Origin of the sequence: Trinickia dabaoshanensis (assembly GCF_002879885.1) — a bacterium.
GTDB classification, from domain to species: Bacteria; Pseudomonadota; Gammaproteobacteria; order Burkholderiales; family Burkholderiaceae; genus Trinickia; species Trinickia dabaoshanensis.
Genome location: NZ_PNYA01000036.1, coordinates 21,309 through 45,786, shown reverse-complemented (window position 1 = coordinate 45,786; position 24,478 = coordinate 21,309). Strand labels below are relative to the sequence as shown.

Annotated in this window: 19 protein-coding genes; 13 read left to right on the top strand and 6 right to left on the bottom strand. The window is 65.0% G+C overall.

Going from position 1 to position 24,478, the window contains the following annotated elements; genetic code table 11:
• The first annotated feature begins 3 nt into the window (after positions 1 to 3).
• The 7 genes from C0Z18_RS28875 to C0Z18_RS28845 all read left to right on the top strand — a co-directional run bounded on the left by C0Z18_RS28875 (position 4) and on the right by C0Z18_RS28845 (position 10,903).
• The gene (locus tag C0Z18_RS28875; RefSeq protein WP_102648862.1) at positions 4 to 864 is read left to right on the top strand and encodes a MurR/RpiR family transcriptional regulator; all 861 of its coding nucleotides are present in this window, start codon (positions 4 to 6) and stop codon (positions 862 to 864) included.
• A gap of 166 nt (positions 865 to 1,030) precedes the next feature.
• Positions 1,031 to 2,362 (top strand): aspartate aminotransferase family protein, encoded by a 1,332-nt coding sequence (locus tag C0Z18_RS28870; protein WP_102648861.1) that lies wholly within the window; start codon positions 1,031 to 1,033, stop codon positions 2,360 to 2,362.
• A gap of 1 nt (position 2,363) precedes the next feature.
• On the top strand, positions 2,364 to 2,936 hold the full coding sequence (locus tag C0Z18_RS28865) for a carboxymuconolactone decarboxylase family protein (RefSeq protein ID WP_102648860.1): 573 nt from the start codon (positions 2,364 to 2,366) through the stop codon (positions 2,934 to 2,936).
• A 732-nt stretch (positions 2,937 to 3,668) separates the two neighbouring features.
• On the top strand, positions 3,669 to 8,057 hold the full coding sequence (locus tag C0Z18_RS28860) for a YadA-like family protein (protein ID WP_102648859.1): 4,389 nt from the start codon (positions 3,669 to 3,671) through the stop codon (positions 8,055 to 8,057).
• Between the two features lie 34 nt (positions 8,058 to 8,091).
• Positions 8,092 to 8,523, top strand: a complete 432-nt coding sequence (locus tag C0Z18_RS28855; RefSeq protein ID WP_102648886.1) for an outer membrane protein assembly factor BamE — start codon at positions 8,092 to 8,094, stop codon at positions 8,521 to 8,523.
• The gene (locus C0Z18_RS28850) at positions 8,520 to 8,999 is read left to right on the top strand and encodes a DUF4019 domain-containing protein (protein WP_102648858.1); all 480 of its coding nucleotides are present in this window, start codon (positions 8,520 to 8,522) and stop codon (positions 8,997 to 8,999) included. Before C0Z18_RS28855 ends, C0Z18_RS28850 begins: the two co-directional genes overlap by 4 nt.
• A 26-nt stretch (positions 9,000 to 9,025) precedes the next feature.
• Positions 9,026 to 10,903, top strand: coding sequence for a tetratricopeptide repeat protein (locus tag C0Z18_RS28845; protein WP_233217534.1), 1,878 nt, complete (start codon positions 9,026 to 9,028; stop codon positions 10,901 to 10,903).
• Here the strand turns inward: C0Z18_RS28845 and C0Z18_RS28840 are convergent.
• Both C0Z18_RS28840 and C0Z18_RS28835 read right to left on the bottom strand, forming a co-directional pair.
• Positions 10,900 to 11,628 (bottom strand): DUF2182 domain-containing protein, encoded by a 729-nt coding sequence (locus C0Z18_RS28840; RefSeq protein ID WP_102648857.1) that lies wholly within the window; start codon positions 11,626 to 11,628, stop codon positions 10,900 to 10,902. The two genes, C0Z18_RS28845 and C0Z18_RS28840, sit on opposite strands and share 4 nt — an antisense overlap.
• A gap of 11 nt (positions 11,629 to 11,639) precedes the next feature.
• Complete coding sequence (locus C0Z18_RS28835) at positions 11,640 to 12,404, bottom strand: DUF899 domain-containing protein (RefSeq protein ID WP_102648884.1); 765 nt, start codon at positions 12,402 to 12,404, stop codon at positions 11,640 to 11,642.
• Between the two features lie 157 nt (positions 12,405 to 12,561).
• On the opposite strand from C0Z18_RS28835, the gene C0Z18_RS28830 reads away from it, so the two are divergent.
• Positions 12,562 to 13,782, top strand: a complete 1,221-nt coding sequence (locus C0Z18_RS28830) for a helix-turn-helix domain-containing protein (protein WP_102648856.1) — start codon at positions 12,562 to 12,564, stop codon at positions 13,780 to 13,782.
• A gap of 10 nt (positions 13,783 to 13,792) precedes the next feature.
• The gene (locus C0Z18_RS28825) at positions 13,793 to 14,446 is read left to right on the top strand and encodes a Vgb family protein (RefSeq protein ID WP_102648883.1); all 654 of its coding nucleotides are present in this window, start codon (positions 13,793 to 13,795) and stop codon (positions 14,444 to 14,446) included.
• On the opposite strand, the gene C0Z18_RS28820 is transcribed toward C0Z18_RS28825, so the two are convergent.
• Together C0Z18_RS28820 and C0Z18_RS28815 are read right to left on the bottom strand one after the other, a co-directional pair.
• Positions 14,443 to 16,146 carry a carboxylesterase/lipase family protein gene (locus C0Z18_RS28820; protein ID WP_102648855.1) on the bottom strand — a complete coding sequence of 568 codons (1,704 nt, stop codon included), beginning with the start codon at positions 16,144 to 16,146 and terminating at the stop codon, positions 14,443 to 14,445. The genes C0Z18_RS28825 and C0Z18_RS28820 overlap by 4 nt on opposite strands.
• Before the next feature lie 129 nt (positions 16,147 to 16,275).
• On the bottom strand, positions 16,276 to 16,689 hold the full coding sequence (locus tag C0Z18_RS28815; RefSeq protein WP_102648882.1) for a winged helix-turn-helix transcriptional regulator: 414 nt from the start codon (positions 16,687 to 16,689) through the stop codon (positions 16,276 to 16,278).
• Between the two features lie 131 nt (positions 16,690 to 16,820).
• On the opposite strand from C0Z18_RS28815, the gene C0Z18_RS28810 reads away from it, so the two are divergent.
• Positions 16,821 to 17,594, top strand: a complete 774-nt coding sequence (locus C0Z18_RS28810; protein WP_102648854.1) for an SDR family oxidoreductase — start codon at positions 16,821 to 16,823, stop codon at positions 17,592 to 17,594.
• Positions 17,595 to 17,631: 37 nt separating this feature from the next.
• Here the strand turns inward: C0Z18_RS28810 and C0Z18_RS28805 are convergent, their stop codons facing one another.
• Positions 17,632 to 18,396 (bottom strand): ArsR/SmtB family transcription factor, encoded by a 765-nt coding sequence (locus C0Z18_RS28805; protein ID WP_102648853.1) that lies wholly within the window; start codon positions 18,394 to 18,396, stop codon positions 17,632 to 17,634.
• A gap of 115 nt (positions 18,397 to 18,511) precedes the next feature.
• Between C0Z18_RS28805 and C0Z18_RS28800 the strand changes: the two genes are divergently transcribed.
• The 3 genes from C0Z18_RS28800 (at position 18,512) to nirK (ending at position 23,155) form a co-directional block, all read left to right on the top strand.
• Positions 18,512 to 19,918, top strand: a complete 1,407-nt coding sequence (locus tag C0Z18_RS28800) for an MFS transporter (RefSeq protein WP_102648852.1) — start codon at positions 18,512 to 18,514, stop codon at positions 19,916 to 19,918.
• 82 nt (positions 19,919 to 20,000) lie between these two features.
• Positions 20,001 to 21,296, top strand: coding sequence for a DNA topoisomerase IB (locus tag C0Z18_RS28795; RefSeq protein ID WP_102648851.1), 1,296 nt, complete (start codon positions 20,001 to 20,003; stop codon positions 21,294 to 21,296).
• 344 nt (positions 21,297 to 21,640) lie between these two features.
• Positions 21,641 to 23,155, top strand: a complete 1,515-nt coding sequence (gene nirK, locus C0Z18_RS28790) for a copper-containing nitrite reductase (protein WP_233217533.1) — start codon at positions 21,641 to 21,643, stop codon at positions 23,153 to 23,155.
• Positions 23,156 to 23,170: 15 nt separating this feature from the next.
• Here nirK and C0Z18_RS28785 read toward each other — a convergent pair whose 3' ends face one another.
• Positions 23,171 to 24,478, bottom strand: coding sequence for an Nramp family divalent metal transporter (locus tag C0Z18_RS28785; RefSeq protein ID WP_102648849.1), 1,308 nt, complete (start codon positions 24,476 to 24,478; stop codon positions 23,171 to 23,173).

The window sequence follows — 24,478 nt, the reverse complement described above, 5'->3', positions numbered from 1 at the left end:
ACCATGCCCGAAACGTTCGACCAACTCGCCGCAGCGATTCGCGCCTGTTTCGCGCAACTGAGCCCACAATTCCAGGCCGGCGCGGCATTCGTGCTCGATCACCCGGACGAAGTCGCCGTTACGTCGATGCGTAAAGTGGCGGAGCGCGCCCAGGTTCAGCCGGCCTCGCTCGTCCGGCTTTCGCAGCAATTGGGTTTTCCCGGGTGGAACGAGTTGCGCGATCTGTGCGTGGCTCGCGTGCGGACGCGTCCCGAGGCGCTTAGCGCGCGTGCGCGTTCGCTCGTGGCGGGGAACAAGAAAGATACACTCGCGCGCGACCTGCTCGTTGCCCAGCAACACAATCTCGAAGTCACCGCCGCTCATAACGAACGCGGCGTTTCGCAAGCCGCACGCGTGCTGCGCAAGGCCCGGCACGTGCATGTGGCGGGTTTTCGCTCGTGCTATCCGGTCGCGTTCGGTCTCGTCTATGGATATGGACTGTTTCGCTCGTCGGTCTCGTTGCTCACGGGCGAGGCGGGCACGCTCGAGATGCAGTTGCGCGGCGTCGCACGCGATAGCGCGACCGTCGTCATCAGCTTCGCGCCATATTCCGTGGAAGCCGTGCGCGTGGCCGAGGTCGCGCTGGAGAAGGGCAGCCGCCTGATCGCGATCACCGATAGCGCCGTGTCGCCGATCGCGCTCAATGCCGATGCGGCCCTGATCTTCTCTCACGAAAGCCCTTCGTTTTTTCCGTCGCTCGTCGCGGCCACCGCGATTGCCGAATCGCTCGTCGCTCAATTGCTGGCTCTGGAAGGAACCGAGGCAGTCGAACAACTCGAGCTAGCCGAGCATTCCCTGCACGCGAAGGGCGCATACCTGCCCTGATGCGTTCGGCGGTATCCGCCGCTCACCGCGTTTCGTCCAATCATTGCCGGATGTCTTACCGGCATCATTGCAATCGTGGTGACAACATTCGTTGCGGTAGAATATTTACTTGCATCGAGCGTTGTAGTTTGCGCAGCCGGTTACCTTTTCGACTTCGAGGTATCGCATGTCTTACGTTTTTCATCGGATGCCGAACAAGCCGCTGCCGGTCGCGGTGGCCGGCGACGGCATCGAGATCGTCGATTCCACCGGTAAGCGCTATATCGATGCGAGCGGCGGCGCGGGCGTCTCGTGCCTCGGCCATAGTCATCGGCGCGTGATCGACGCAATCGAAAAGCAGGCGCGCGAACTGGCCTACGCGCATACGTCGTTTTTCACGACGGAGGCGGCCGAGGCACTGGCCGAGCGGCTCGTCACCACGGCACCCGGCGGCATCGGGCACGCGTATTTCGTCTCGGGCGGCTCCGAGGCGATCGAGGCCGCGCTGAAGCTCGCGCGCCAGTATTTCGTCGAAGTGGCCCAGCCCGAACGCAGGCGTTTCATCGCACGCCGCCAGAGTTATCACGGCAATACGCTCGGCGCGCTCGCGATCGGCGGCAACGCCTGGCGGCGCGAACCGTTCCTGCCGCTGCTCATCGAAGCGCATCATGTCAGCCCTTGTTACGCCTATCGCGAGCAAGCGAGCGGAGAATCGCAGGCCGATTACGCTCAACGATTGGCGGACGAACTCGAGCACAAAATTCTCGAACTCGGGCCCGATACGGTGGCGGGCTTCGTTGCGGAGACGGTGGTCGGTGCGACCGCGGGCGCGGTGCCGCCGGTGGCCGGATACTTCCGCAAAATTCGTGAGGTGTGCGACAAGTACGGCGTGCTCTTGATCCTCGACGAAGTGATGTGCGGCATGGGGCGTACCGGTCATCTCTATGCGTGCGAGGACGAGGGCGTCTCGCCCGATTTGCTGACGATCGCCAAGGGGCTCGGTGCCGGGTATCAACCGATCGGCGCCACGCTCGTCGGCGATCGCATCTACGATGCCATCGTCGGCGGCTCGGGATTTTTCCAACACGGCCACACCTACATGGGGCATGCGACTGCCTGTGCCGCGGCGCTCGAAGTGCAGCGTGTGATCGAAGAGGAACACTTGCTGGCGAACGTGATGGCGCGCGGAGAACAGCTACGCGCGGCGTTGCGCGAGCGCCTAGGTGAGCATTCGCACATCGGGGACATTCGCGGACGGGGCTTGTTCGTCGGCGTCGAATTCGTCGTGGATCGCGAGAGCAAAACCCCGTTCGACCCACGGCGCAAGCTCGCTGCGCAGATCAAGCAAGCGGCGCTGGCGCGCGGCCTGATGGTCTATCCGATGGGCGGGACGATCGACGGTAAGCGTGGCGATCATGTGTTGTTGGCACCGCCGTTTATCTGCACCGCCGACGACATCGAGCGGATTGTCGAGCGGCTGTGCGATGCTGTGGACGCAGCGATAACAGCCGGAGAATGAAATGAACCCGAAGGGATCTGAAAACACGCGCCTGCCGCCATTCGATCGGACGGTGGCCACACCCGAGCAGTTGGCTGTGCTGGACGAGATCTTATCGGGCCCGCGCGGCAATCTCGCCGGCCCGTTCCTCGCGTGGATCGCGAGCCCGGAGCTGGCGCAACCCGCGCAACGGCTGGGCGCCTTTTGCCGGTATAGAACGGGGTTGCCGCTTCGGCTGTCCGAACTGGCGATCCTGGTGACGGCGGTGCAATGGCGCGCACAAGCCGAGTGGCAAATCCACTATCCGATCGCGATCGAAGCGGGGCTGCCGGATGCGGTCGCACAGTCACTGCTCGCGGGCCGGCGCCCGGATTTCGCCGATGCCGACGAGGCGCTGATCTATGACTTCGCGGTCGAACTCTATGACGCCAAGCGCGTGTCCGATGCGATATTCACCCAGGCGGTCCACCGTTTCGGTCATGAGACGACGGTCAATCTCGTAGGCCTACTCGGCTATTACGCTTTAGTGGCGATGACATTAAATGTTTTTGCGATGCGGAAAGACCGTGATGCGCCTTTGCCATTCGTGGAATAGTCCCGCCCGAGCCTATCGATTCTCGAGGAATCCATAACAATTCTCAAAGACGCAACAATTGTGAACAATGCCATTTAGTGGGATTTCTCACACAAATTATTGCCATCCCACGCATCTTCAACGAGAATCCTCACCATACCGTTGGTATCGGTCCCAAGCAGTGCGTTGACCGCGAGAGTGCCGACGGATAGGCGTGGGACGGGCCGCCCATGTCGAGAACAAAGAGGCACCTGCAGCACTTGCTGAGGCACGATAACGATGAGCACCTCCAATCAGAGACGCAAGCAAACGTTTGGCGCGACCCGCGTCGAGCGCTATCTGCCCATGCATGTCTTCATGCGCGGCCCCCTTCTTAGTCCGATTCCTTCCCCATCGGATTGACCGCCGGCCGATACCGGCACGCGGTCGATGGATCGGCACCCGGCGGAAAGGTCTCCCCATTCGGGACTGCGCTTGTTCGCTGAAGCTTTGCGGTCGTTCATGTAACGCAGATGGCGGATCCAAAGGCGGTTGCCTCGGCCGGGGCGAGCTTTATAGTCGATCAACTAGTTAGCACTCCTAACTGGTTGGGCGGCCGGTTGCGTGCGAATTTGTATTTTTAGTGCATTTTTCATCGAATGACATCGGTGTGACGAAGCACGCCTGAATGACTTTTGAAAGCCTGTGCCCTCGCTTCCGATCGCGCTCTTTGTTCTTTTTCGAATTTCATGACAAACATGTGGCGGAATAACGATGAACAAGTCATATAAGACAATCTGGAATGAAGCCTTGGGGGCTTGGGTGGCAGCGTCCGAACTGGATCGAGCGAGCGGCAGGCCGGGGATGGTCGCGGTGTGCGCTCACGCTCCGCGGACGAACAGCCGCGGGGCCGGCGCAAGCGGCGCGATCACGGCGATCGCCGCCGCGATCGCGCTCTGGGGCACGGTCGTCCCCGAGCGGGCGCACGCGCAATACAACGTTGGCCCGAGCGCTACCGCAACCGCGGGTAATGCGGTCGCGGTCGGTATTTCGGCCACGGCCTCGCAGGTCAATGCCAGCGCGTTCGGCAATTTCGTCACCGCCAGCGGGACAAGCTCGGTCGCGATAGGGGCGTTCGCGGGGGCGACGGGTGATTTCAGCGTTGCGATCGGCAATGCGTCGGCGGCTACCCAGTCGGGCTCCGTAGCGATTGGGAGCGGCGCGAACGCCAGCGGCGTCAGCGCCACCGCGATCGCAAACGGCGCAACCGCATCGGGCCAGCAATCGGCGGCATACGGCTGGGGATCCCGCTCCGCGGGCGCATTTTCCACCGCACTCGGCAATCAAGCAACCGCCAGCGATACCGGCGCGGTCGCGATCGGCAATCAGGCGACGAGCACGACTGCCGCGGCGGTCGCAATAGGAAGCGGCGCGCTGGCCAGTTCCGCATCCGCGGTCGCCTTGGGTGTCAACAGCGGCGCGTCTGGCCTAGCTTCCATCGCCATCGGCGCGGGCGGGACCGCCGGTGTCCCTGGCTCCGGTACGCGGGCGTCGGGGGGGCAGTCCATCGCGCTCGGGTTCAATACGACAGCCAGCGGTATTTTCGCGGCGGCACTCGGACAACTCGCAGTCGCTTCCGGCACCAGCTCTGTCGCTATCGGCGTCAATTCGGTCGCGTCGTCCATGTTCAGTGTCGCGTTGGGCGATCTGGCGGCGGCGACCAACACCTCGTCGATCGCGTTGGCAGCCGGCGCGACCGCGTCGGGAATCGGTTCGGCCGCAATGGGCATCAACTCCACTGCATCGGGGGGAGACGCGCTTGCCATCGGTGCCAGCGCTGTATCCTCCGCGAATCAAGGCATCGCATTGGGGGCCGCTAGTACGGCAACGGGTATTGACGGCGTCGCCCTCGGCGTTTCTTCCACGGTTAGCGGACAGAACGCGGTTGCCGTGGGCAACGTGTCCACGGCTTCGGCGTCGGCCTCCACCGCGATCGGCAACACATCGAAGGCATTGGCTGCATCGACCATCGCGATCGGCGACAGCAATACGGTCGCGGCGGTGGCGGGCACCGGCTCGATCGCAGGCGGTCATAGTTCTCAAGTCACGAGCGGTACCGGCGCCGTCGCACTCGGCGAAGCGCAGACCGCCAGCGGCAATGGCGCGGTAGCGATCGGCGATCCGGGCTCCGCCATCGGCACGGGCGCCGTCGAACTGGGCTCGAACAATACGGCAAACGGCAACGGTGCCGTCGCCATCGGCAATAGCAACAACGCGCAAGGCCAAGGGTCGGTGGCGCTCGGCAACGCATCGAGCGCGGCAGCGGCGGGCGGCATCGCACTGGGTGCGAGCGCGCTGGCCGGCAATACCAATGGCGTTGCACTCGGTTCAGGCGCCGTCGCGACGAACGCCAATGACGTGGCGTTAGGCGCCGGTTCGACGAGCGCCGCGCCGAATCCCACGCCGACGGGCACCATCGCCGGTAACACCGTCAGCTTTGCCGGCGGCAACCCGACGAGCGTCGTGAGCGTGGGAACGAGCACGGCCCCGAGGCAGGTGACGAACGTCGCCGCCGGGCAAGTCACCAGCACGAGCCTGGACGCGATCAACGGTTCGCAACTATTTCAAACCAATCAAGCGGTCACGAACATTTCGACGTCGCTCACCGGGCTCACGACGTCGTTCAACACACTCAACAACGAAGCCGTCAAGTACGACGCGCCCGGCGGCGTCACGAACTTCAACAGCATTACGCTCGATCCGGGCGGCAGTTCGACCCAAATCCACAACGTCGCGGCCGGCACGTCGGCAACCGATGCGGTCAACGTTTCGCAGCTGACTTCCGTCGTGGCCGCGAGCGCGACGCACTACTACAGTGTCAACGACGGCGGCACCCAGCAAGGCAACTTCTCGAATAACGGGGCGACCGGCAACGATTCGATCGCGGCCGGCACCAACGCTACCGCGTCCGGCGCAAATGGGGTGGCCGTAGGCTCCGGCGCGACGTCGAGCAACGCGAATGCCGTCGCGCTCGGCAACAACGCGCAAGCGACGGCGGCCAATTCCGTGGCGCTCGGTTCGAACGCGACGACGACCTCGAACTTGGGCCAGGCCGCGTACAACCCGGGCACGGGTGTCTTGGCCGGCACGGCGCCGATCGGCGAAGTCTCGGTCGGCTCGGCGGGCAATGAGCGGCGCGTGACAAACGTCGCGGCGGGCTCCGCGGCGACCGACGCCGTGAACGTGAGCCAGTTGCAATCGGTCGAATCGCAACTGACGCAGACGCAAAACAACGCGCTGGTGTGGGACCCGACGGCCAACGGTGGGACGGGCGCCTATAACGCCGACCATGGCGGTACCGGCCCGAACAAAATCACGAACGTCGCGGGCGGGACGCTCAGTTCGACCAGCACCGATGCGGTCAACGGTTTGCAACTGTTTACGACGAACCAGAATGTCGGCAACCTGACGACCACTGTCAACAACATCCAAAACGGCGCGGGCATCAAGTACTTCCACGCGAACTCGACGGCAGCCGATAGCCAGGCGACGGGTACCGACAGCATCGCGATCGGGCCGCTCGCGGTTGCGGGCGCGAACGATTCGCTCGCGGCCGGCAACGGCGCCCAGGTGCAAGCGGCTGCGACCAACGGGCTCGCGTTGGGAGCGGGGTCATCGGTGTCCGTCACCGATGGCGTTGCGATCGGCTCCGGCTCGCTGTCGAACCGCGCGATCACCACCTCCACCACCCCGATCACGGCCGGTACCCATTCGATCCCGGTCAACACGACGGACGCGACGTTGCTCGGCGCGGTCTCGTTCGGTAACGGCACACCCGGCAGCCTGAGCTACCGGCAATTGACGAACGTCGCGGACGGTACCGCCCCCAACGACGCGGTCACGATCCGGCAATTGACCGGCGCGCTGCAGGCGTTCTCGGTCACGACGACGAAGTACTTCCACGCCAATTCGACGGCGAACGATTCGCTTGCCGTCGGGGCGGAATCGGTCGCCGTCGGGCCGACGACAGTCGTCAACGGCGACAACGGCGTGGGCATCGGCAACGGGTCGATCGTCGAGCAAACCGCGCCGGGCGGCGTGGCGATCGGCGAAGCGGCGACCTCGGTGCAGGCCGATGCGATCGCGCTCGGCAGCAAATCGACGGCGAGCGGCGCGCAATCGATCGCGCAAGGCGCGAATGCGAACGCGGGCTCCACGGGCAGCGTGGCCCTCGGCTCGGGCGCCACGAGCAGCGCCGTCGATGCACTCGCGCTGGGTGCCGGCGCGAACGCCACGTTCACCAATAGCGTCGCCTTAGGCGCGGGATCGACCACGGCGATCGGGGCATTGACGAACTACATCGCGTACGGCTTGAGTTCCCCGCAAACGTCGTTGGGTGAAGTCAACGTCGGCGGCCGTCAGATAACCGGCTTGGCTGCGGGTCGCCTCGGTACCGACGCCGTGAACGTTTCGCAGTTGCAAGCGGTTCAACAACAGTTGACGACGCTGATTACGAACAGCGGCAACTTCACGTCGACGCCGACCGGCAGCGGCGGCAATACGACGCCCTCGTCGAGCGGCTCGAACTCGTCCGCGGGCGGTGCGGGTGCGGTCGCTTCCGGCTCCAGCAGCACGGCGGTCGGCAACAGCGCGTCGGCGAGCGGCAATAATGCGACCGCGGTCGGCGTCGGCGCCAGCGCGACGGGCAACGGTTCGACGGCGATCGGCTCGGGCAGTAACGACGGCGGGCGGACGAATGTCGTGGCGGTGGGGTCGAGCACCGCGACGCGGCAAATCGTCAATGTCCAAGCGGGTACCGCGGCGAACGACGCGGTGAACGTCGAGCAGTTGAACAACACGCTGTCGCAGGCCAACGCCTACACCGACAATCAGATCGCAGGGCTGCGCAGCAACTTGGATTCGTATCGCCGCGATGCCGACGGCGGTGCGGCAACGGCGATGGCGGTGGCCGGCTTGCCGCAGCCGACAGGGCCCGGCAGGAGCATGGTCGCGCTCGCGGGCAGCGTCTATCGCGGACAATCGGGACAGGCTCTCGGCATTTCGACGATTTCCGAAAACGACCATTGGGTGTACAAGGCGGCCGTGTCATCGAATACGCGCGGCAGCTATGGCGCCGTCGTCGGTGCGGGCTACCAATGGTGATGGCGATATGAATCCACTCGGACTCCTGAAAACCATGAACAATCGATCGGTGAAGATGGCCCTCGTTGCGGCGTCGTGCTCGATAGGGCTAGCCGCATGCGCCGGCCCGACGGATACGGCATTTCCCTCGCAGGATCTTGCAACGACACCCGACGGGACGTTTCCGAACGTCGAAAACTTGCGTAGGGTCGAGCCCGGCATGACCAAGGCTCAGGTCTATCCGTTGATCGGCCCGCCGCACTTTCACGAAAGCGTCTTCCATGTTCGAGTGTGGAACTACCTGTTCCATTTCCCCAATGAAACCGATGCGCGCAAGACGCTCACCTGCGAGTATCAGATTCAATTCGACGATCACAATCGCGTTAGCCGCACGCGCTGGAACGACCCGGCGTGCGAACGGTTCGCGCCTGCTAAGATCGCCACCCATGCCGACGATACATCCGGCGCGAAGGAGAACGCTCAATGAAATGTTTCGCCCGGGGATACAAACTGGCCGGGGCATGCACGCTTGCGATGGTGTCGATGCTCGCGCACGGTGCTGAAGCGGGCGCCTCCGCCGACGAGTTGCTCGGCGACGCGCAACGTCTGATTCAGCAAATCGACGCGGGCCGGTATTCGGCCGTGTGGCAGGAAACGGCCCCGTTTGTGAAAGCGAAATACGCCGAGAACGGATTCGAAAGCGGGCTATCGCAGTTGCGTCAGGTGGTTGGGACCGTGAGCCATCGTGGATGGTCATCCGTGACGCGCTTGACTTATTCGCATGACAAAGTCGTCCCCGACGGCCTTTATGCGAACGTCGACTACACCACCTGGCGGACCGACGGACAGGTGATCTACGAAAAGCTGAGCTTCCAGCTCGGAAACGATGGCCGGTGGTACTTCACGGGCTACGCGCCGCGTGCGAGTCAGAACGTTGCGTCGCAGGCGCAAGTTGGCCGCTAGTGACGGATTCATTGCGACCATCGATCATGGCTTCCCAACGAGACGATGCAATACCCGCGGGCATGTCCGCGGGCAATTCGGTCATGATCGACGCGCACGCGCGATGGTCGAACTTCCGTCGGCAAGTGGAGGCGGGGGCGTTGATCGATGCGTGGGCGTGCGTGTCCGATTGGCTGGCGCGCATGCCCGGCGACGCCGCTGCCGCCACCGCACAAGCCGAACTGCTGCGGCTTTGCGGCCGCTATGAAGACGCGCGAGCTTGGCTCGACTGCGTTTTCGCCGTGGCGCCGGCACACGGCCCGGCGCTCGTCGAGGCCGCGCGTTTGGCGGTTCAAATGGGCGAATCCGATCGTGCGCTCGAACTGTTCGAGCGCGCGCACCGCGCGATGCCCGATGCGACGCAATGGATTTCGGAGTGGGCGATGCTTGCTCATGCGATGCGGCGATCGGAAGTTGGCGTCGCCGTTTGCAAGCATTGGTGCGAGCGCGAGCCCGAACGCGCGGACGCATGGTTCTCGCTCGGGCTCACCGAACAGCAGGCCGGGGCGCTCGATGCCGCGTTGCGCGCATACGAGCGCGCGATGTCGCTCGACCCCGACCTTCCGATGCTGCGCAACAACCTCTCGGCGCTGTACTACACGCGAGGCGAATGTGAAGCCGCGTTGGCCCTCGGGGCGGAGGCGCTTCGCGCGGAACCGGATCATGCGCTCGCATGGACGAATATGGCCAACGTCTGGCTCAAGATGCGCGAGCCGGATAAGGCGTTGATCGCGGCGCGGCGAGCATGCACGCTGACTCCGGATTTCGGCTTGGCACAGCTTGCATTGAGCAATGCGGCCCGTGAATCGCAGCGATGGAGCGAGGCGTTCGATGCGATCGTGCACGCCGCAAAGGTGTCGGGCGCCGAGCCGAGGATTCAATTTTCCGTGGCGATGCTGCAGCTGATGCACGGCGATTTCCCCAACGGCTGGATCAATTTCGAAGCACGCTGGAACGGCTCGCCGGAACTCGAGCATGTGGGAGGCTTTTGCCCGGAGCGGCGCTGGCACGGCGAAGCGCTCGCGGGAAAGACCTTGCTCGTCTGGGGGGAGCAGGGACATGGCGATGCCATCCAATTCATTCGCTTCTTGCCTTCGATCATCCAACAGGTACGCGACGCGGGCGGCAAGGTTATCTGTTGCTGCTTCCCACCGCTTTTCGAACTCTTCAAACGAAGCTTGGCCGCCTATGACGTCGAACTGTTGCCGAGCGACGTGGCAAAGCTGCCACCGTTCGATTACCAACTGCCGTTGGCGAGTTTGCCGCTCACGCTTGGCGTCACGCTCCAAACGCTCCTGGCTCCGGCATCGTATCTACTAGCGGATCCGGCGCAGGTGGAGCGTTGGCGTCGCGATATGCATCGCCGCGGCGATGGGACGCTCAAAGCCGGGTTGGTCTGGACCGGTAGCCGTGACCATCAGCGCAACCCGCTGCGTGCCATTGCGCCCGAACGTTATGCCGAAGCGTTCTCGGGAATCGCGGGCATCGATTGGTATAGCTTGCAGGTGGGAGGCGAAGAGGACGTCGCTCGAATGGCGGCGGCGGGATTGCCGCTTATCGATCGCACGAGCGAACTCGCGAGCTTCGACGCTACGGCTGCGCTGATTTGCAGCCTCGATCTGGTGGTAACGGTTTGCACATCGGTCGCTCACCTGGCCGCCGCATTGGGGCGGCCCACGTATTTGCTGCTCGACGTCAATCCGCATTGGGTTTGGATGACCGAGCGGCGCGATAGTCCTTGGTATCCGACGATCAAGCTTTATCGTCAGCGGGTATATCGCGATTGGACGGAGCCGCTCGGCGAGTTGCGGGGCGACCTGGAGCAGGCCGTACGACGCGCCGCGGCTGCGCGTGCAGCCGGCTAGAGCGTGAGTATCGCGCGGGCGGCCATATATACGCCGATGCTCGATACGATCGCGCCGATGCCGTAAGCCGCGCGACCGTCTGCCGGCGCTAGCCGCTCGATGCTCATGGCGGCCGTTAGGCCCGCCATCGCGGGTAGGTTCATGACGCCGGCGACAAGCAGGACGGCCATCAAATTGCCACAGCAATAGCCGTCGCGAAGGGCCGCCCGCCCGCCGCGCTTGCACGCGGCTACCGGGGCGACGACACTCGGCGATTCGCAGGCGTGGTCGTATCGGCAACAGGCGATTTGGGTCATCTTCCACGGTGTGAATTGAACGGCACCCGCGATGATGGTTAGGCCGGCCGAAAGGAGCGGCACAAAGCGGGCGAGCATGGGCACGTGCGGCAAGTTGGCGGCCAGTGCATTGCCGAGCGCAAATACGATCGCGCCGGCGGCGGCCCATGACAGCAAGTAGCACACACCGGTCAACAGTGCGGTTCGAGCGGCCGCGCCCCAGCACGAAATGGGCGAGCGATGCGCGGCAAGGAACGCATGGACGGTAGGCGAACGATACCGGGATAAAAAACGTCGCCACGCAGGTGTCCACAATGGCAGCATCATCGCCGCCATCATCCACGTCCACATGCCGACGAATGTCAGCGCGGCGCCGAGCCAGCTCTGTCCGCACATCGGCATCCACATCGCCGACATCGACCACCCGCCCGGCATCGGTATCTCGCCCATCGCGGCTGGCCTCACCGTTGCGCATACTCGTCGTGCCGCTTCCACCAGACGCCGGTCTCGTTGCGGCCGAGCGGGGCGCGATCGAGCCACTGATACATGCCCCACAGCGCGTCGAGTCCGCGGGCATACGTCGAATACGTGTGGTAGACCACGCCGTCCTCGAGCACGAACGCGCTCATGCCGGGCCGGTCTCTCGCGTACGTCTTCGCATCGGTGCCGCAACTGCGTGCGAATTGTTCGACGGGCGCGGGCGCGGGGTCGGCGTCCATCGCATGGCGGCCGCGCTGATAGTTGTATTCGACATCGCCGTCGCGCTGCTGCATCTCCGAGAACGACACGTTGAAATCGAAATTGAAGTCGTTCTCGCCTGAGCTGGCCCATGGAAACGTCCACCCCATGCGCCGCTTATACGCTTGCAACTGCTCGAGCGAGGCGCGCGACACGGCCGTCAACGTGACGTCGTGCTGAGCGAGATGCACGCCGAAGCCGTTGAACGAATCGGCAATCGACGAACACGACGGGCATCCCGCCTTGTAGTCCGGCCCGAACATGAAGTGATAAACGATCAATTGCGAGCGCCCATCGAACAGATCGGCAAGCGATGCGGCGCCGCGCTCCGTCTCGAAGCGGTAGTCCTTGTCCACGCGCACCCAAGGCAAAGCTTGACGGCGCAGGGCGAGTTCGTCGCCGCGCCGGGTCAGCGCCTTCTCGGCTTCCAACAGTTCAAGGCGCGCGCTTAGCCATTGTTCGCGTGTTGCTATTGCATGCTTCGTCATCGTTTCCTCCTTCGAATGAGTGTCGAGCGCGGCCGAGCATCGGTGTGAGGCGATGCAGCCTTGCTGCCGGCGAGCCATCCGCGTGTCTCGAGATGGCACGTGCTAGATTAGTGACCGGCACCCATCGAAGGGGAGTGACAAGTATGGCGGGATTCGCATGGACGCGTTGATCGCCGCCGCCGGGCGCGCGCTGGCGACCGGAGACGCGCTGGGTGCGCTGAACCGCATCGCGCTGCGTGACGATCCGCCCGCGCTGGCGTTGCGCGGCATCGCGATGGCCCAGCTCGGCGAGCTTGCTCGCGCGAAGACGTTACTGCGCAACGCCGCGCGCGCATTCGGGGGCGGCGAGCCGCTTGCTCGCGCGCGCTGCGTCGTGGCCGAAGCGGAAGTGGCGCTGGCCGCGCGTGATTTGAGCGGTCCGCGCAAGTCGCTCGATGCCGCCTGCGCGGCGCTCGAGGCGCACGGCGATCGGATCAACGCCGCCCACGCGCGTTACTTGCAGGCGCGCTGTCTCTTGTTGATGGGCCAGCCCGACGATGCGCAACGGGCACTCGCGGCGGACGCCTCGGCCCCGTTGCCCGCGTCGTTGCGGGCATCGCGCGCGCTGGTCGCGGCGGGCATCGCCCTGCGGCGGCTGCAAGCCGCGCAGGCGCGCGATGCGCTGCGCCGGGCGGAGCAAGCCGCGCGCGAATCGGGCATCGCCGCGCTGATTGCCGAGGTGGAGCGCGCGGCACATTCGCTCGCGGCGCCCGCCGCTCGCTTGATTGCCCAAGGCGAAACGCGGCCCGTTACGTTGGAGCAAGCGCAGGCGCTGTCGTCGCCGCACCGGTTGATCGTCGATGCGTGCCTCTACGCGGTTCGCGTCGCCGATACGAGCGTTTCGCTCGCCTCGCGTCCCGTGCTGTTTTCGCTCGCATCGCTGCTGGGGGAGGCTTGGCCCGGCGACGTGCCCAGGCAGACGTTGATCGCGAGCGCGTTCCGTGCAAGAGCGATCGACGAATCGCATCGGGCTCGCCTGCGCGTCGAGATCGGACGCTTGCGCGCGCTGCTGCGGCCGATCGCCGACGTCACCGCGACCAAGCGCGGCTTTGCGCTGATGCCGGCGCTTGCGTCGGAAGTCGTGGTGCTGGCGCGGCCCGTCGACGAGAAGCACGCGGCCGTGCTCGCGCTGCTGGGCGACGGCGAGTCGTGGTCCAGTTCCGCGTTGGCGCTTGCCCTGGGCTCGAGCCAGCGTTCCGTGCAGCGGGCCCTCGATGCGCTTGCGGGCGCCGGCAAGATTCAATCGGTCGGCGCGGGGCGTGCGCGCCGTTGGATGCTTCCGAGCGTGATCGGATTCGCGACGACATTGTTACTCCCCACGCCTTGGACAAACGACTAGGATGGCCGCCATGAAGCGATCGGATGCGCAAATCGAGCAAGAGTTCGGGCCATTGCCCGGTGTCGATAACGTTGCGGGCGTGACCTATGACGGCGAGAACGTATGGTTTGCCGCAGGCGACAAACTCTGCGCGCTCGACCCCGCGAGCGGCGAGTTGCGGCGCACGCTCGACGTACCCGCGTCGGCGGGTACCGCTTTCGACGGCAAGCATTTGTTTCAGATCGACGGCGATGTCATCCGTAAGATCGAGGCCGCCAGCGGGCAGGTGTTGGCGACGATCGCGACGCCGCCCGGCGGGGGCTACTCGGGACTCGCGTGGGCGGAAGGCTTGCTCTGGATCGCGCGCTATGGCGAGCGCAAGATCTACCAGATGGATCCGGACACCGGGGCCGTGCTGCGCACGATCGAATCGAACCGATTCGTAACGGGCGTCACCTGGGTGGACGATGAGTTGTGGCACGGCACGTGGGAGGACGAGCGCAGCGAAATCCGGCATGTCGATCCGCAATCGGGCGAAGTCATCGAAGCGCTTGCGATGCCCGAAGGGATGATCGTGGCGGGGCTCGAATCGGATGGCGGCGATCGCTTCTTTTGCGGCGGCGGCACGAGCGGGAAGGTGAGAACGGTGCGCCGCCCCGCGCGTCTATCGAAGTCTTCTAGTTAATTCCGGTCTCGTGCACTCATGATCCGCTGCACGAGCGCTTGACGTTCGGCGCTCGGATCCTCGATCGTGCGGGTGTCCAGCGCAATCACTTGCCGCATGATCCCATCACGGCCGGTCGTCGCGGCGGGCCAGTTCGGCGCCGCGTGCAAGTCCGGTACGCGCTGAGCCTTCATGAAGTTCGATTGCCTGTCGTAACGGCCGTTCGGATTGCCCGTTTTGACGAACCGTTCGATGTAGCTCGAGAAGATCCGCGAAACGGTGCGGTCGTCGTCGGTCCATGCATAGTGCCGGTCCTCATCGAGATTGCTCAACGCATAGACGATTTCCGACCGGTGCGGCGCACCGGCGCCGGGCCTTGGGCGCTCCTCCTCGGCGTTCGTCGCGGCGTTGGCGAGCGCAGGCGGACGGCGATGCGCGAACAAATAGAAGAAGACCGGCGCGCGGCTGGTTTGCCGATGCAGATTCATCCAGCGCCAGGTGCTGTGGCTCATCGTCAGGTCGTTCGCCAGCGCGGACGCGGACGTCCTGATTTCATCCGCGTCGCTTCCCGGGTACAACCTGCGCGCCTCGGACGATTCGTTGCCGAAGACGGCTTGCAAAATGACGGCCCAGTTTTGCGGGGTCGGCTCGAGCGGCCCGGTCACTCTTCCGAAGTGGCTTTCCTCGGAGTTCGAGCCGACGAGCAGCGGCACCGGAGCCTGAGCGCCCGCCTCGAAGATCGCCGCGGGCCTGTCGGTCAAAAAATGCCCGTCGATGGTGGGCCAAAAGAACGGCGAGGGTTCCTTGTAGGTCCCCATCGCTTTTTGCAGTGTCTCGGCCGGTATCGATCGCAACGCGGTCAGCGAATCGGCTCCGAGCCGCGCGGCGAATCCTCGCGCCATGCGTTCGGCTTTTTCGCGCTTCCAGAATGCGTTCGGCGCGAAGGCGCCGCCGCTTTCTCCGATCGCTCCCGCGAAAAGCCCGCGCGAGCCCGGCGAGGCCATGTGTGCGCTGACGGCCATCGCGCCCGTCGTTTCTCCGCCGATCGTCACGCGTTTGGGGTCGCCGCCGAAGCGGGCGATGTTATCGCGCACCCAGCGCAGCGCCGCTTGCTGATCGAGCAGGCCGTAGTTGCCCGTGGCGCCGGCGCCGCCTTCGCGCGGTTCATCGGGATGCATCATGAAACCGAATGCGCCGAGCCGATAGTTGACCGTGACGACGAGCATCCCGCGCACCGCCAGTTGCGCGCCGTCGTAGCGCGGCTCGGACCCGTCGCCGAACGCGAAGCCGCCGCCGTGAAAGTAGACGAGCACGGGAAGCGTCCCGTCCGCCCCCTCGACCGGCGCCCAGACGTTCAAATACAGACAGTCTTCGCTCATCCGCTGCGAGCGGAACGTGATGCCGGCTCCGTCCATTTGCATGCAGCGGGGCCCGAACTGCGTGGCCTCGCGCACGCCGCTCCAGCGCGCGAGCGGCTGCGGTGCTTGCCAGCGCTGCGGACCTACCGGCGGCGCGGCGTACGGGATGCCGCGAAAGACGTTCAATGGGTGCGCGCCGCTCGTCGCGCGCTCGCCGGCAACCGCGCCCCCGGCGAGTTGGACCTGCGGCGACGGCATGACCGGCGCCGTGGCGGCGGCGGCCGGGAGCGAGCAAAGCAGCGCCAGTGCCGATGCCGCGACGCATGTTCGCGATGATGGCCCGGTCGTGAATGATCGATTCATGGTGTGCCCCTTTTGGGTTGATCGATGCGGACTACTTCGTTTGCCCACCGAAGGTGGGCGAATCGATCTTCTTCCCTCGCCGGGGCTCGGGCGCGACGTTTCCGAAAAGCAGGACGTATTGCCGCGCCGTTATGCCGCCGTGTTCCGTTTGGGCAGCGACTGCAATTGCGCGTAGTGCTTTTCGGCCCATAGCCAGACGCCGCAAAACGCGGCGCACAGGCTAGCCCCAAGATCGGTCAATTGATATTCGACGCGCGGCGGCACTTCGGGATAGACGGTACGCGTGACGAATCCGTCTTCTTCCAACTGACGAAGTGTCTTGGTCAGCATGCGTTGGCTAATGCCGCCGACCAGTTCGCCGATGCGCGTAAAGCGCAGCACGCCGTTTTGCGCGAGCACTTCGAGCACGCACATCGTCCATTTGTCGGCAATTCGGCCGATGACGTCCATGACGACGGTGTCGAGTTCGGGCGTGGAGCGTTCGCCCGTCGGCGATTCGAAGACGACCGCGCGTCCGGCGGTGGGGGGCTTGCGTTTGGGCATGGCCTCGTTGTCCTTGATGCGGTCCAATACTTACCAATGTGTTTGTATAGCACATTCGGGTGCCTACTTCCTGATTGAGAGTATTGTGGCTATTCTTGCCGCAGTCAATCGTCAACCGAAGGAGAAACGGCATGCAAGTGACTGGAAACACCATTCTCATCACGGGCGGGGGCTCCGGCATCGGACGCGCGTTGGCCGAGGCCTTTCATCGCCGGGGCAACGAGGTCATCATCGCGGGCCGTCGCGAGGACGCGCTGCGCAAGGTGGCCGAGGCCAATCCGGGTATGAAGACCGCGGTGCTCGACGTGCAGGATGCGAACGGCATCGAAGGCTTCGCCGCGCGCATGGCCGAGCAATTCCCGAAGCTCAATGTCGTCATCAATAACGCCGGGATCATGCAGCTCGAAAACTGGCGCGCCGAGCATGTCGATCTAACGACCGCCGAAGCGACCATCACGACGAACCTGCTCGCGCCGATACGTCTATCGGCGGCTTTGCTGCCGCAACTGAAGCGCCAGGCGCGCTCGACGATCGTGACGGTGACTTCGGGCCTCGCGTTTTTGACGCTCGCGCACACGCCGGCCTATAGCGCGACGAAGGCGGCGATCCACGCGTTCAGCGACGCGCTGCGATATCAATTGCGCGACACGAACGTCGATGTGATCGAGATCGCACCGCCCTATGTGCAGACGGAGCTCATGGGCGAGCAGCAAGCGAGCGATCCGCAAGCGATGCCGCTGGCCGAGTTCATCGACGAGGTCATGACGATTCTCGAGACTCAGCCTGACGCGCGCGAGGTGCTCGTCAAACGCGTGCATCCGTTGCGCTTCGCCGCGGAGCAGGGGTACGAGAAGTACATGGCTCAATTCCACGCGTTCAACGACCACTTCGGCGCGGCGCTCTAACGCGTCACTAACGCGCCATTGACGCGTCGCTAATGCGTCACGATGCGCAGGCGCACTCGGCCGCGCTGCCGGTGTCGTCGCGATGCCCGGCGGCCGCGGCACGCATCAGCGCGGCGGCATCGATGCCGAGCGTTTCGCGCAGCAAGGCCGCGCCCTTCGGGGTGACCTGCACGGCGCGCGATGCGTTCGAGCGGATCAGCCAGCCGTGCTCGCACAACGCGCCGAGCAAGCGAGTCCCGAGCGGTCCGGCCACATGATGCTCGCGCTCCGTCCAGTCGAGGCATTGCCGGGCGATGCCGCGGCGGCCCGGCTTCATCGAAGCGAGGTCGAGCCCCAGCCGCGTGAACCAATCGGCGCCCGCGGTCGTCACCTCGAATCGCTTGTCGGCCTCGCTTCGAAGATAGTCGCGCGTGACGAGCGCTTGCGTGACCGCTACACCCAGCCGTCCGGCGAGATGGTCGTAGCAGCAGCGCGCGAATAGCAGCCGCTCGGAGCCGGCGTCGATGGGCCGGCGCCGCACCGGCTGCTCGGGGCCGATCGAGGCGAGGATTTCGAGGGCATGGGCGACATGCGGACCCGCCAATCGGTAGTAGCGGTGCCGCCCTTCGGTCTCGACGGTCAGCAGCCCGCCCGCCAGCAGCTTCGCCAGATGGGAACTGGCCGTCTGCGCCGTGACGCCCGCGGCGTAGGCCAGTTCGCCCGCGGGGCGCGCGCGCCCGTCGACCAAGCTCATCAACATGGCGGAGCGTGCGGGATCGGCGATCAAGAAAGCGGCGGAGGTGAGGTTCGGCTGCAAGGCCATGCGGCGCTCTCCATCGAATACGGGCGAAGACGTAAGCAAGATAGCAGCATTGGCGTCCGCATGATTCGATCCGTATCGAAGCATGAGGGGACGTTGCGCGCCTAGACTCCCCGTCATGACAGCCGACCTTTCCCCCCTCGCTCTCCAGCGGCGGCGCGTGCTGGCCGCGACCAGCATCAGCTACTTCATCGTCATTCTCGACACGTCGATCGTCAACGTCGCGCTCGAGCGGATCGCGACGGCGCTCTCGATGCAGATCTCCGGTTTGCAATGGGTGACGAACGCCTACACGCTCGTATTTGCCGCGTTGTTGCTCACGGGCGGTACGCTCGGCGATCGCGTGGGCGCGCGCAACGTCTATCTGGCGGGCCTGGCTCTGTTCACGCTTGCCTCGACGCTGTGCGCGCTGTCCACGACTTTGCCGATGCTCGTCGGCGCGCGCGCGGTGCAGGGCATCGGCGCGGCGATGCTCGTGCCGTGCTCGCTCAAGCTGATCAATCAGGCCTCCCCGAACCCCGAGACGCGTGCCCGCGCGATCGGGCTCTGGGTCGGGTGCGGGGGCGTGGCGATGGCGGCCGGTCCCGTCTTCGGCGGGGCGCTCATCCACCTGATCGGCTGGCGCAGCATCTTCTTCGTGAACGTACCGGTCGGCATCGCCGGTATCGTCCTCACGAGCCGCGTGGCGCGCGACGTTCCGGTGCAAGGGGCGCGCCGCTTCGACCCGCTCGGCCAATTCGCGGGAATCGTGGCGCTCGCGTCGCTGATCGGGGTACTGATCGAAGGCGCTCCGCTCGGATGGCGCTCCCCGGCGATCGTCGCGGGGGCGCTCGTCGCGATATTCGCCTGGGCCGCGTTCATCGTCATCGAGGCGCGCAGCCGGGACGCGATGCTGCCCATGTCGCTCTTTCGCAGCGGCGTGTTTTCCGGCTCCACGCTCGTGTCGATGGGCTCCGCGATCGTGTTCTACGGTTTGCTGTTCGTGGCGAGCTTGTATTACCAGCGCGTGCGCGCGTATTCTCCGCTGGCGACCGGCTTGGCTTTGTTGCCGATGACGGCGATGGTCGCGGTGGGCGGAATATTGTCGAATCGCCTGTCGAACTTCAAAGGTGCGCGCGCCTCGATGTGCATCGCGTTCGGCCTCTATGCAGCGGGCGCGTTGGGGCTATTGGCGCTCCTTTCGGGGGCGCCCGGTTGGGCGGCCGTCGCGCCGCTCATTTCGATCGGGCTCGCCGCCGGCTACGTGACGCCCGCCGCGACCGCGCCCGCGCTTGCCACGGTCGAGCATCGGCATGCCGGCGTAGCCGCGGGCGTGCTCAACTCCGCGCGTCAGACAGGTTCGGCGCTCGGCGTGGCCGTATTCGGGTCGGTGATCGGTTCGAACATGCCGTTTTCGGCCGCGATGCGGGTGGTGCTTTTCGCCGCCGCGCTCGTCGCGCTCGCGGCGGCACTCGTATGGTGGATTGCGACGGCCGCCCCCAAGCGGCCGGTCGCGCGGTCGCGGGCCGATTCCTCTTACGGCTGATGCGGCGGCTTGCACGGATCGTGGCACAGCGCTTGCATCGTTGCAGCGAACTGCACCTTGGCGGCTCGTATCCGTTTCTCACATGTCCACCCCTCGACCATCGAAGCCCGGAGCACGGGGCAAGGAATCGGCGGCTGCCGCGTCCGGCGGCAAGGACGAGCCGCGCGTCGTGCCGGTCGATCTGCCCAAGGATCTTCGTTACGTCGACGATCGTGGACCCGGTATCACGCGCAAGCTCGTGCGCGGGCGCTTCGTCTACGTCGATGCGAACGGGCGGCGCATCGACGACGAGAACGAGTTGGCCCGCATCCGCGCGCTCGCGGTTCCGCCTGCTTATACCGACGTGTGGATCTGCCCAGATCCGCTCGGCCATTTGCAGGCAACCGGCCGGGACGCGCGCCGGCGCAAGCAGTATCGCTATCACGTGCGTTGGCGCGAAATCCGCGACGCGACGAAGTACGAGCGCATGGCGGCGTTCGGCGATGCGCTGCCGAAGATACGCGCGCGCGTCGCACGCGATTTGCGCGCACCGGGTATGCCGTGGGAGAAGGTGGCGGCGACGGTGGTGCGCTTGCTCGACCTGACGCTCGTACGGGTCGGCAGCGCCGAATACGCGCGCGAAAACGGCTCGTTCGGGCTCACCACGCTGCGCAAGCGGCACGCCGCCGTGCGCGGGGCGCATCTGCGCTTTCGCTTTCGCGGCAAGAGCGGGATCGAACACGACGTGGACGTCGACGATCCGCGCATCGCTCGCATCGTGCGCCAGTGCATGGATTTGCCCGGGCGCGAACTCTTTCAATACATCGACGAACAGGGCGAGCGCCGGCCCGTGGGTTCGTCCGACATCAACGAGTACTTACGTGAAGCGAGCGGCGCGGATTTCACGGCCAAGGACTATCGAACATGGGCCGGCAGCGTCTTCGCGTTGGCGGCGCTCAGGCGTATCGAGCCGCGCAGCGCCGCCGAGGGGCGCAAGCACCTGCTGGAAACGGTCAAAAGCGTAGCCTCCACGCTGCGCAATACGCCGGCCGTCTGCCGCTGCTGTTACATCCATCCCGCCGTCGTCGAGGCTTTCGAAGCCGGCGCGCTCAGCGACTTGCCGAAGATCGAATCGCGCCGCGGTTTGAAAGCCGACGAGGCGGCGTTCGCGACGCTGCTCGCCCGCGAAGCGAGACGAGTCAAGCGCGAGACCAAGCGTAGCGAGGCCGTGGCGAAACAAGCCGAACGCACGCGCAAGCGTGCAAATGGAAAATCGCCCGTGCCGGTGCCGGCGTCCAATGAGGCCGATATGCCCCGCGAGGACGCGCGTCTCGTGCGTCTACTGGCGAAATCCAGGCGTGCGGCAAAACCGCGCGCGATAAAAGCGCGGCATGCATGAGCGGCATCCGCTAAAAATCGATTCGCCGTCCCCAGGCTCCACTGCCACGGCGTTCTCCGCCGATATCGGCGGCACATCCGTATCGACGCTCCGCTACCTGAAATGGCAGCTTTTAATGCTGTGCGGATCGGGATCGAATGCCATCTGTTTTTTTACTTGATAGCGGTCAATTTAATTAATCGAGCCGCCTCGTACGATCCATTGCGTATAGGCCTACATCGCAATGCATCGAGTGCGGCGCGTGCGATGGATTCGTATTCCTCGACTCGATTAAATATGCGATGTAGTTAGGGGTGCGAATCGTTTTTCGCCGCGAAAAACCCAATTCGGTTATGGAGCACAGCATGTGCAAGTTCCGTGTCACCGCCCCGATCTATCTCGCCGTCGCGCTACTGGCGGCCGGCGGCGCAAGCATCGGCTTCGCCGCGAACGCATCCCCCGATTCCACGCAGGCGGTTCAACGCGCCGCGACAGGAAACGTTCGTCACTTCGTCATGCGAACGAATATCGCGGACGGTAGGCTCGTTTATGAAGACGAGCATGGCAATGTCGACCCCGATCTGAAAGTCCGTTTGGGCGATACCGTGGAAATTTCGATTGCCAGTAAGGAAGGGGCCGAACACGACATTACGTTTCCCGATTTGAAAGTCGAATCGAAGCGTTTCAGCGGCGCCACGGGTGCGACGACGCTCCAATTCGTCGCGTCGCGCGCCGGCGAGTTTCACTACTTTTGCAGTGTGCCGGGCCACCGCGAGGCGGGCATGGAGGGCAAACTGATCGTGACCGGCGCGCCCGCATCGCCGATCGCGGCGCACCGTGACGCGAGCAGCGGTATGGGCGGCGTCGAACCGGCGGCGGCCGCGGGCGGCATGGACGGTCATGCGATGCCGATGCCGGCCGTGTATGCGCCGGCCGAGGCCGCGGCGCAGCCGGCCGACCCCAATGCTGTGAGCGTCGCGGGAGATCCGGCCGCCGTTCCGCCGCCGGTCGGCGCCCGGGCACCGGAGACGATCAAGTACCGCATCGAGACCGACGAAGTGACCGGCAAGCTCGACAACGGCACGAGCTTCACCTATTGGACGTTCGATAAGCGGGTGCCGGGTCCGATGCTGCGCGCGCGGGTGGGCGACACGGTCGAGTTGACGCTGGCGAATGCCGCGACGAGCAAGATGACGCATTCGATCGATTTGCACGCCGTGACGGGTGCGATGGGCGGCGGTGCCGATACGCAAGTGGCGCCGGGCCAGCAAAAGACCGTGACGTTCAAGGCGCTGCATCCGGGCTTGTACGTCTACCACTGCGCCACGCCGCTCGTGCCGGAGCACATTGCCGCGGGCATGTACGGCATGATTCTGATCGAGCCGGCCGGCGGCTTGCCGAAAGTCGATAAGGAGTACTACGTGATGCAAGGCGAGCTCTATACGAGCCAGCCCTTCGGCGCGCACGTTCATCAACAAGTCGACATGGCGAAGCTATCGGCCGAACGGCCCGAATACTACGTTTTCAACGGCGCGGTGGGGTCGCTCACGAAGACGCACGAGCTAACCGCGGACGTGGGGCAAACCGTGCGCATCTACTTCGGCGTGGGCGGACCGAACAAGGTTTCGTCGTTCCACGTCATCGGTGGCGTATTCGATACGGTCTACGAGGAAGGTTCGCTGAGCGAGGCCAAGCACGATGTGCAAACCACGCTCGTGCCGCCCGGGGCGGCCGCGATCGTCGAGATGAAGATGCAATACCCCGGCAAGTACATGCTCGTCGATCACGCGCTCACACGCGCCGGCAAAGGGCTCGTGGGCGTGCTCGAGGTTCAGGGTAGCGCCGATCCGACGATCTACCATGTCGGATCGGCGCGCTAGGCGAAGCGAGAGGCGTCAGCGCATGAGCCCCATGCTTTGCGCGACGAGTACGACGTTCAACGCGAGGATCACGATCGTCGCCGCCACGGCGGCGATCGTGACGCGCCGGCTGTTGACGAACGCGCCCATGATGTCGCGCCGGCTCGTCACGATGACGAGCGCGATCATCGGCACGGGCAGGGCGAAGCTCAACGCGACTTGGCTGTAGAGCAGCGCATCGGTCGCATTCACGCCGAGCGCGACGACGACGAATGCCGGCACCATCGTCAGCAGCCGGCGCACGCCCACGGGAGTCCGAACACCGACGAAGCCTTGCATCACCATTTGTCCCGCCATCGTGCCCACGACCGAGCTGGAGATGCCCGAGGCGAGCAGCGACACGAGAAAAACGGCCGCGGCGCCCGCGCCGAGCAGCGGCGTCAAGCTGCGATAGGCTGTTTCGATTTCGGCGATGTCGGCGTGGCCGGCATGAAACGCGCCGCTCGCCATGATGACCATCGCCACGTTGACGAGACCCGCGATCGAAAGCGCGACGACGACCTCCCGATTCGAGAAACGCAGCAGCTTACGGCGCGCGGTATCGTTGCTCGCCGGCGCACGGTTCTGCGTAAGCCCGGAGTGCAGATAGATCGCATGCGGCATGACCGTGGCACCGAGAATCCCGACGGCGACCGAAAGCGCGCCGGGACCTTGCAATTGCGGCACGAGCGCGCCGTGGACCGCGGCGGACCAATCGACGTCGACGAGCATCAATTCCACGACATAGGCGAGCGCGACGGTGCCGATCAACGCGCCGACGATGAGCTCGAGCGGGCGGAATCCTCGACGCTCGGCCGCGAGGATGGCGTAGGTGACGATGCCGGTCAAACCCATGCCGACGATGAGCGGCACGTGCAACAACAGCGACAAGCCGAGCGCGCCGCCAAGGAATTCGGCAAGATCGGTCGCCATCGCGGCGACCTCGCTGAGGCCCCACATCGCGTAGACGACGGGCAAGGGGAAGTGCGCGCGGCTGATCTCGGCGAGATTGCGGTTCGTGACGATGCCGAGCTTGGCGGAGAGGCCTTGGAACAACATGGCGATGACGTTGGCGGCCACGACCACCCACAGCAGCGAGTAGCCGTACTTGGCGCCGGCCTGCAAATTCGTGGCGAAGTTGCCGGGATCGACGTAGGCAATCGAGGCGATCACCGCCGGCCCCGCGAACAGCAGCGCCGAGCGCGCACGCGAAAGGAGGCCGCGCTCGCCTCGACCCGCGAGGGCATCGCCGATCGCGAGCGTCGTGCGTTCGCTCAAACCCAGTTGCATCTGCGCAGTCGTCAT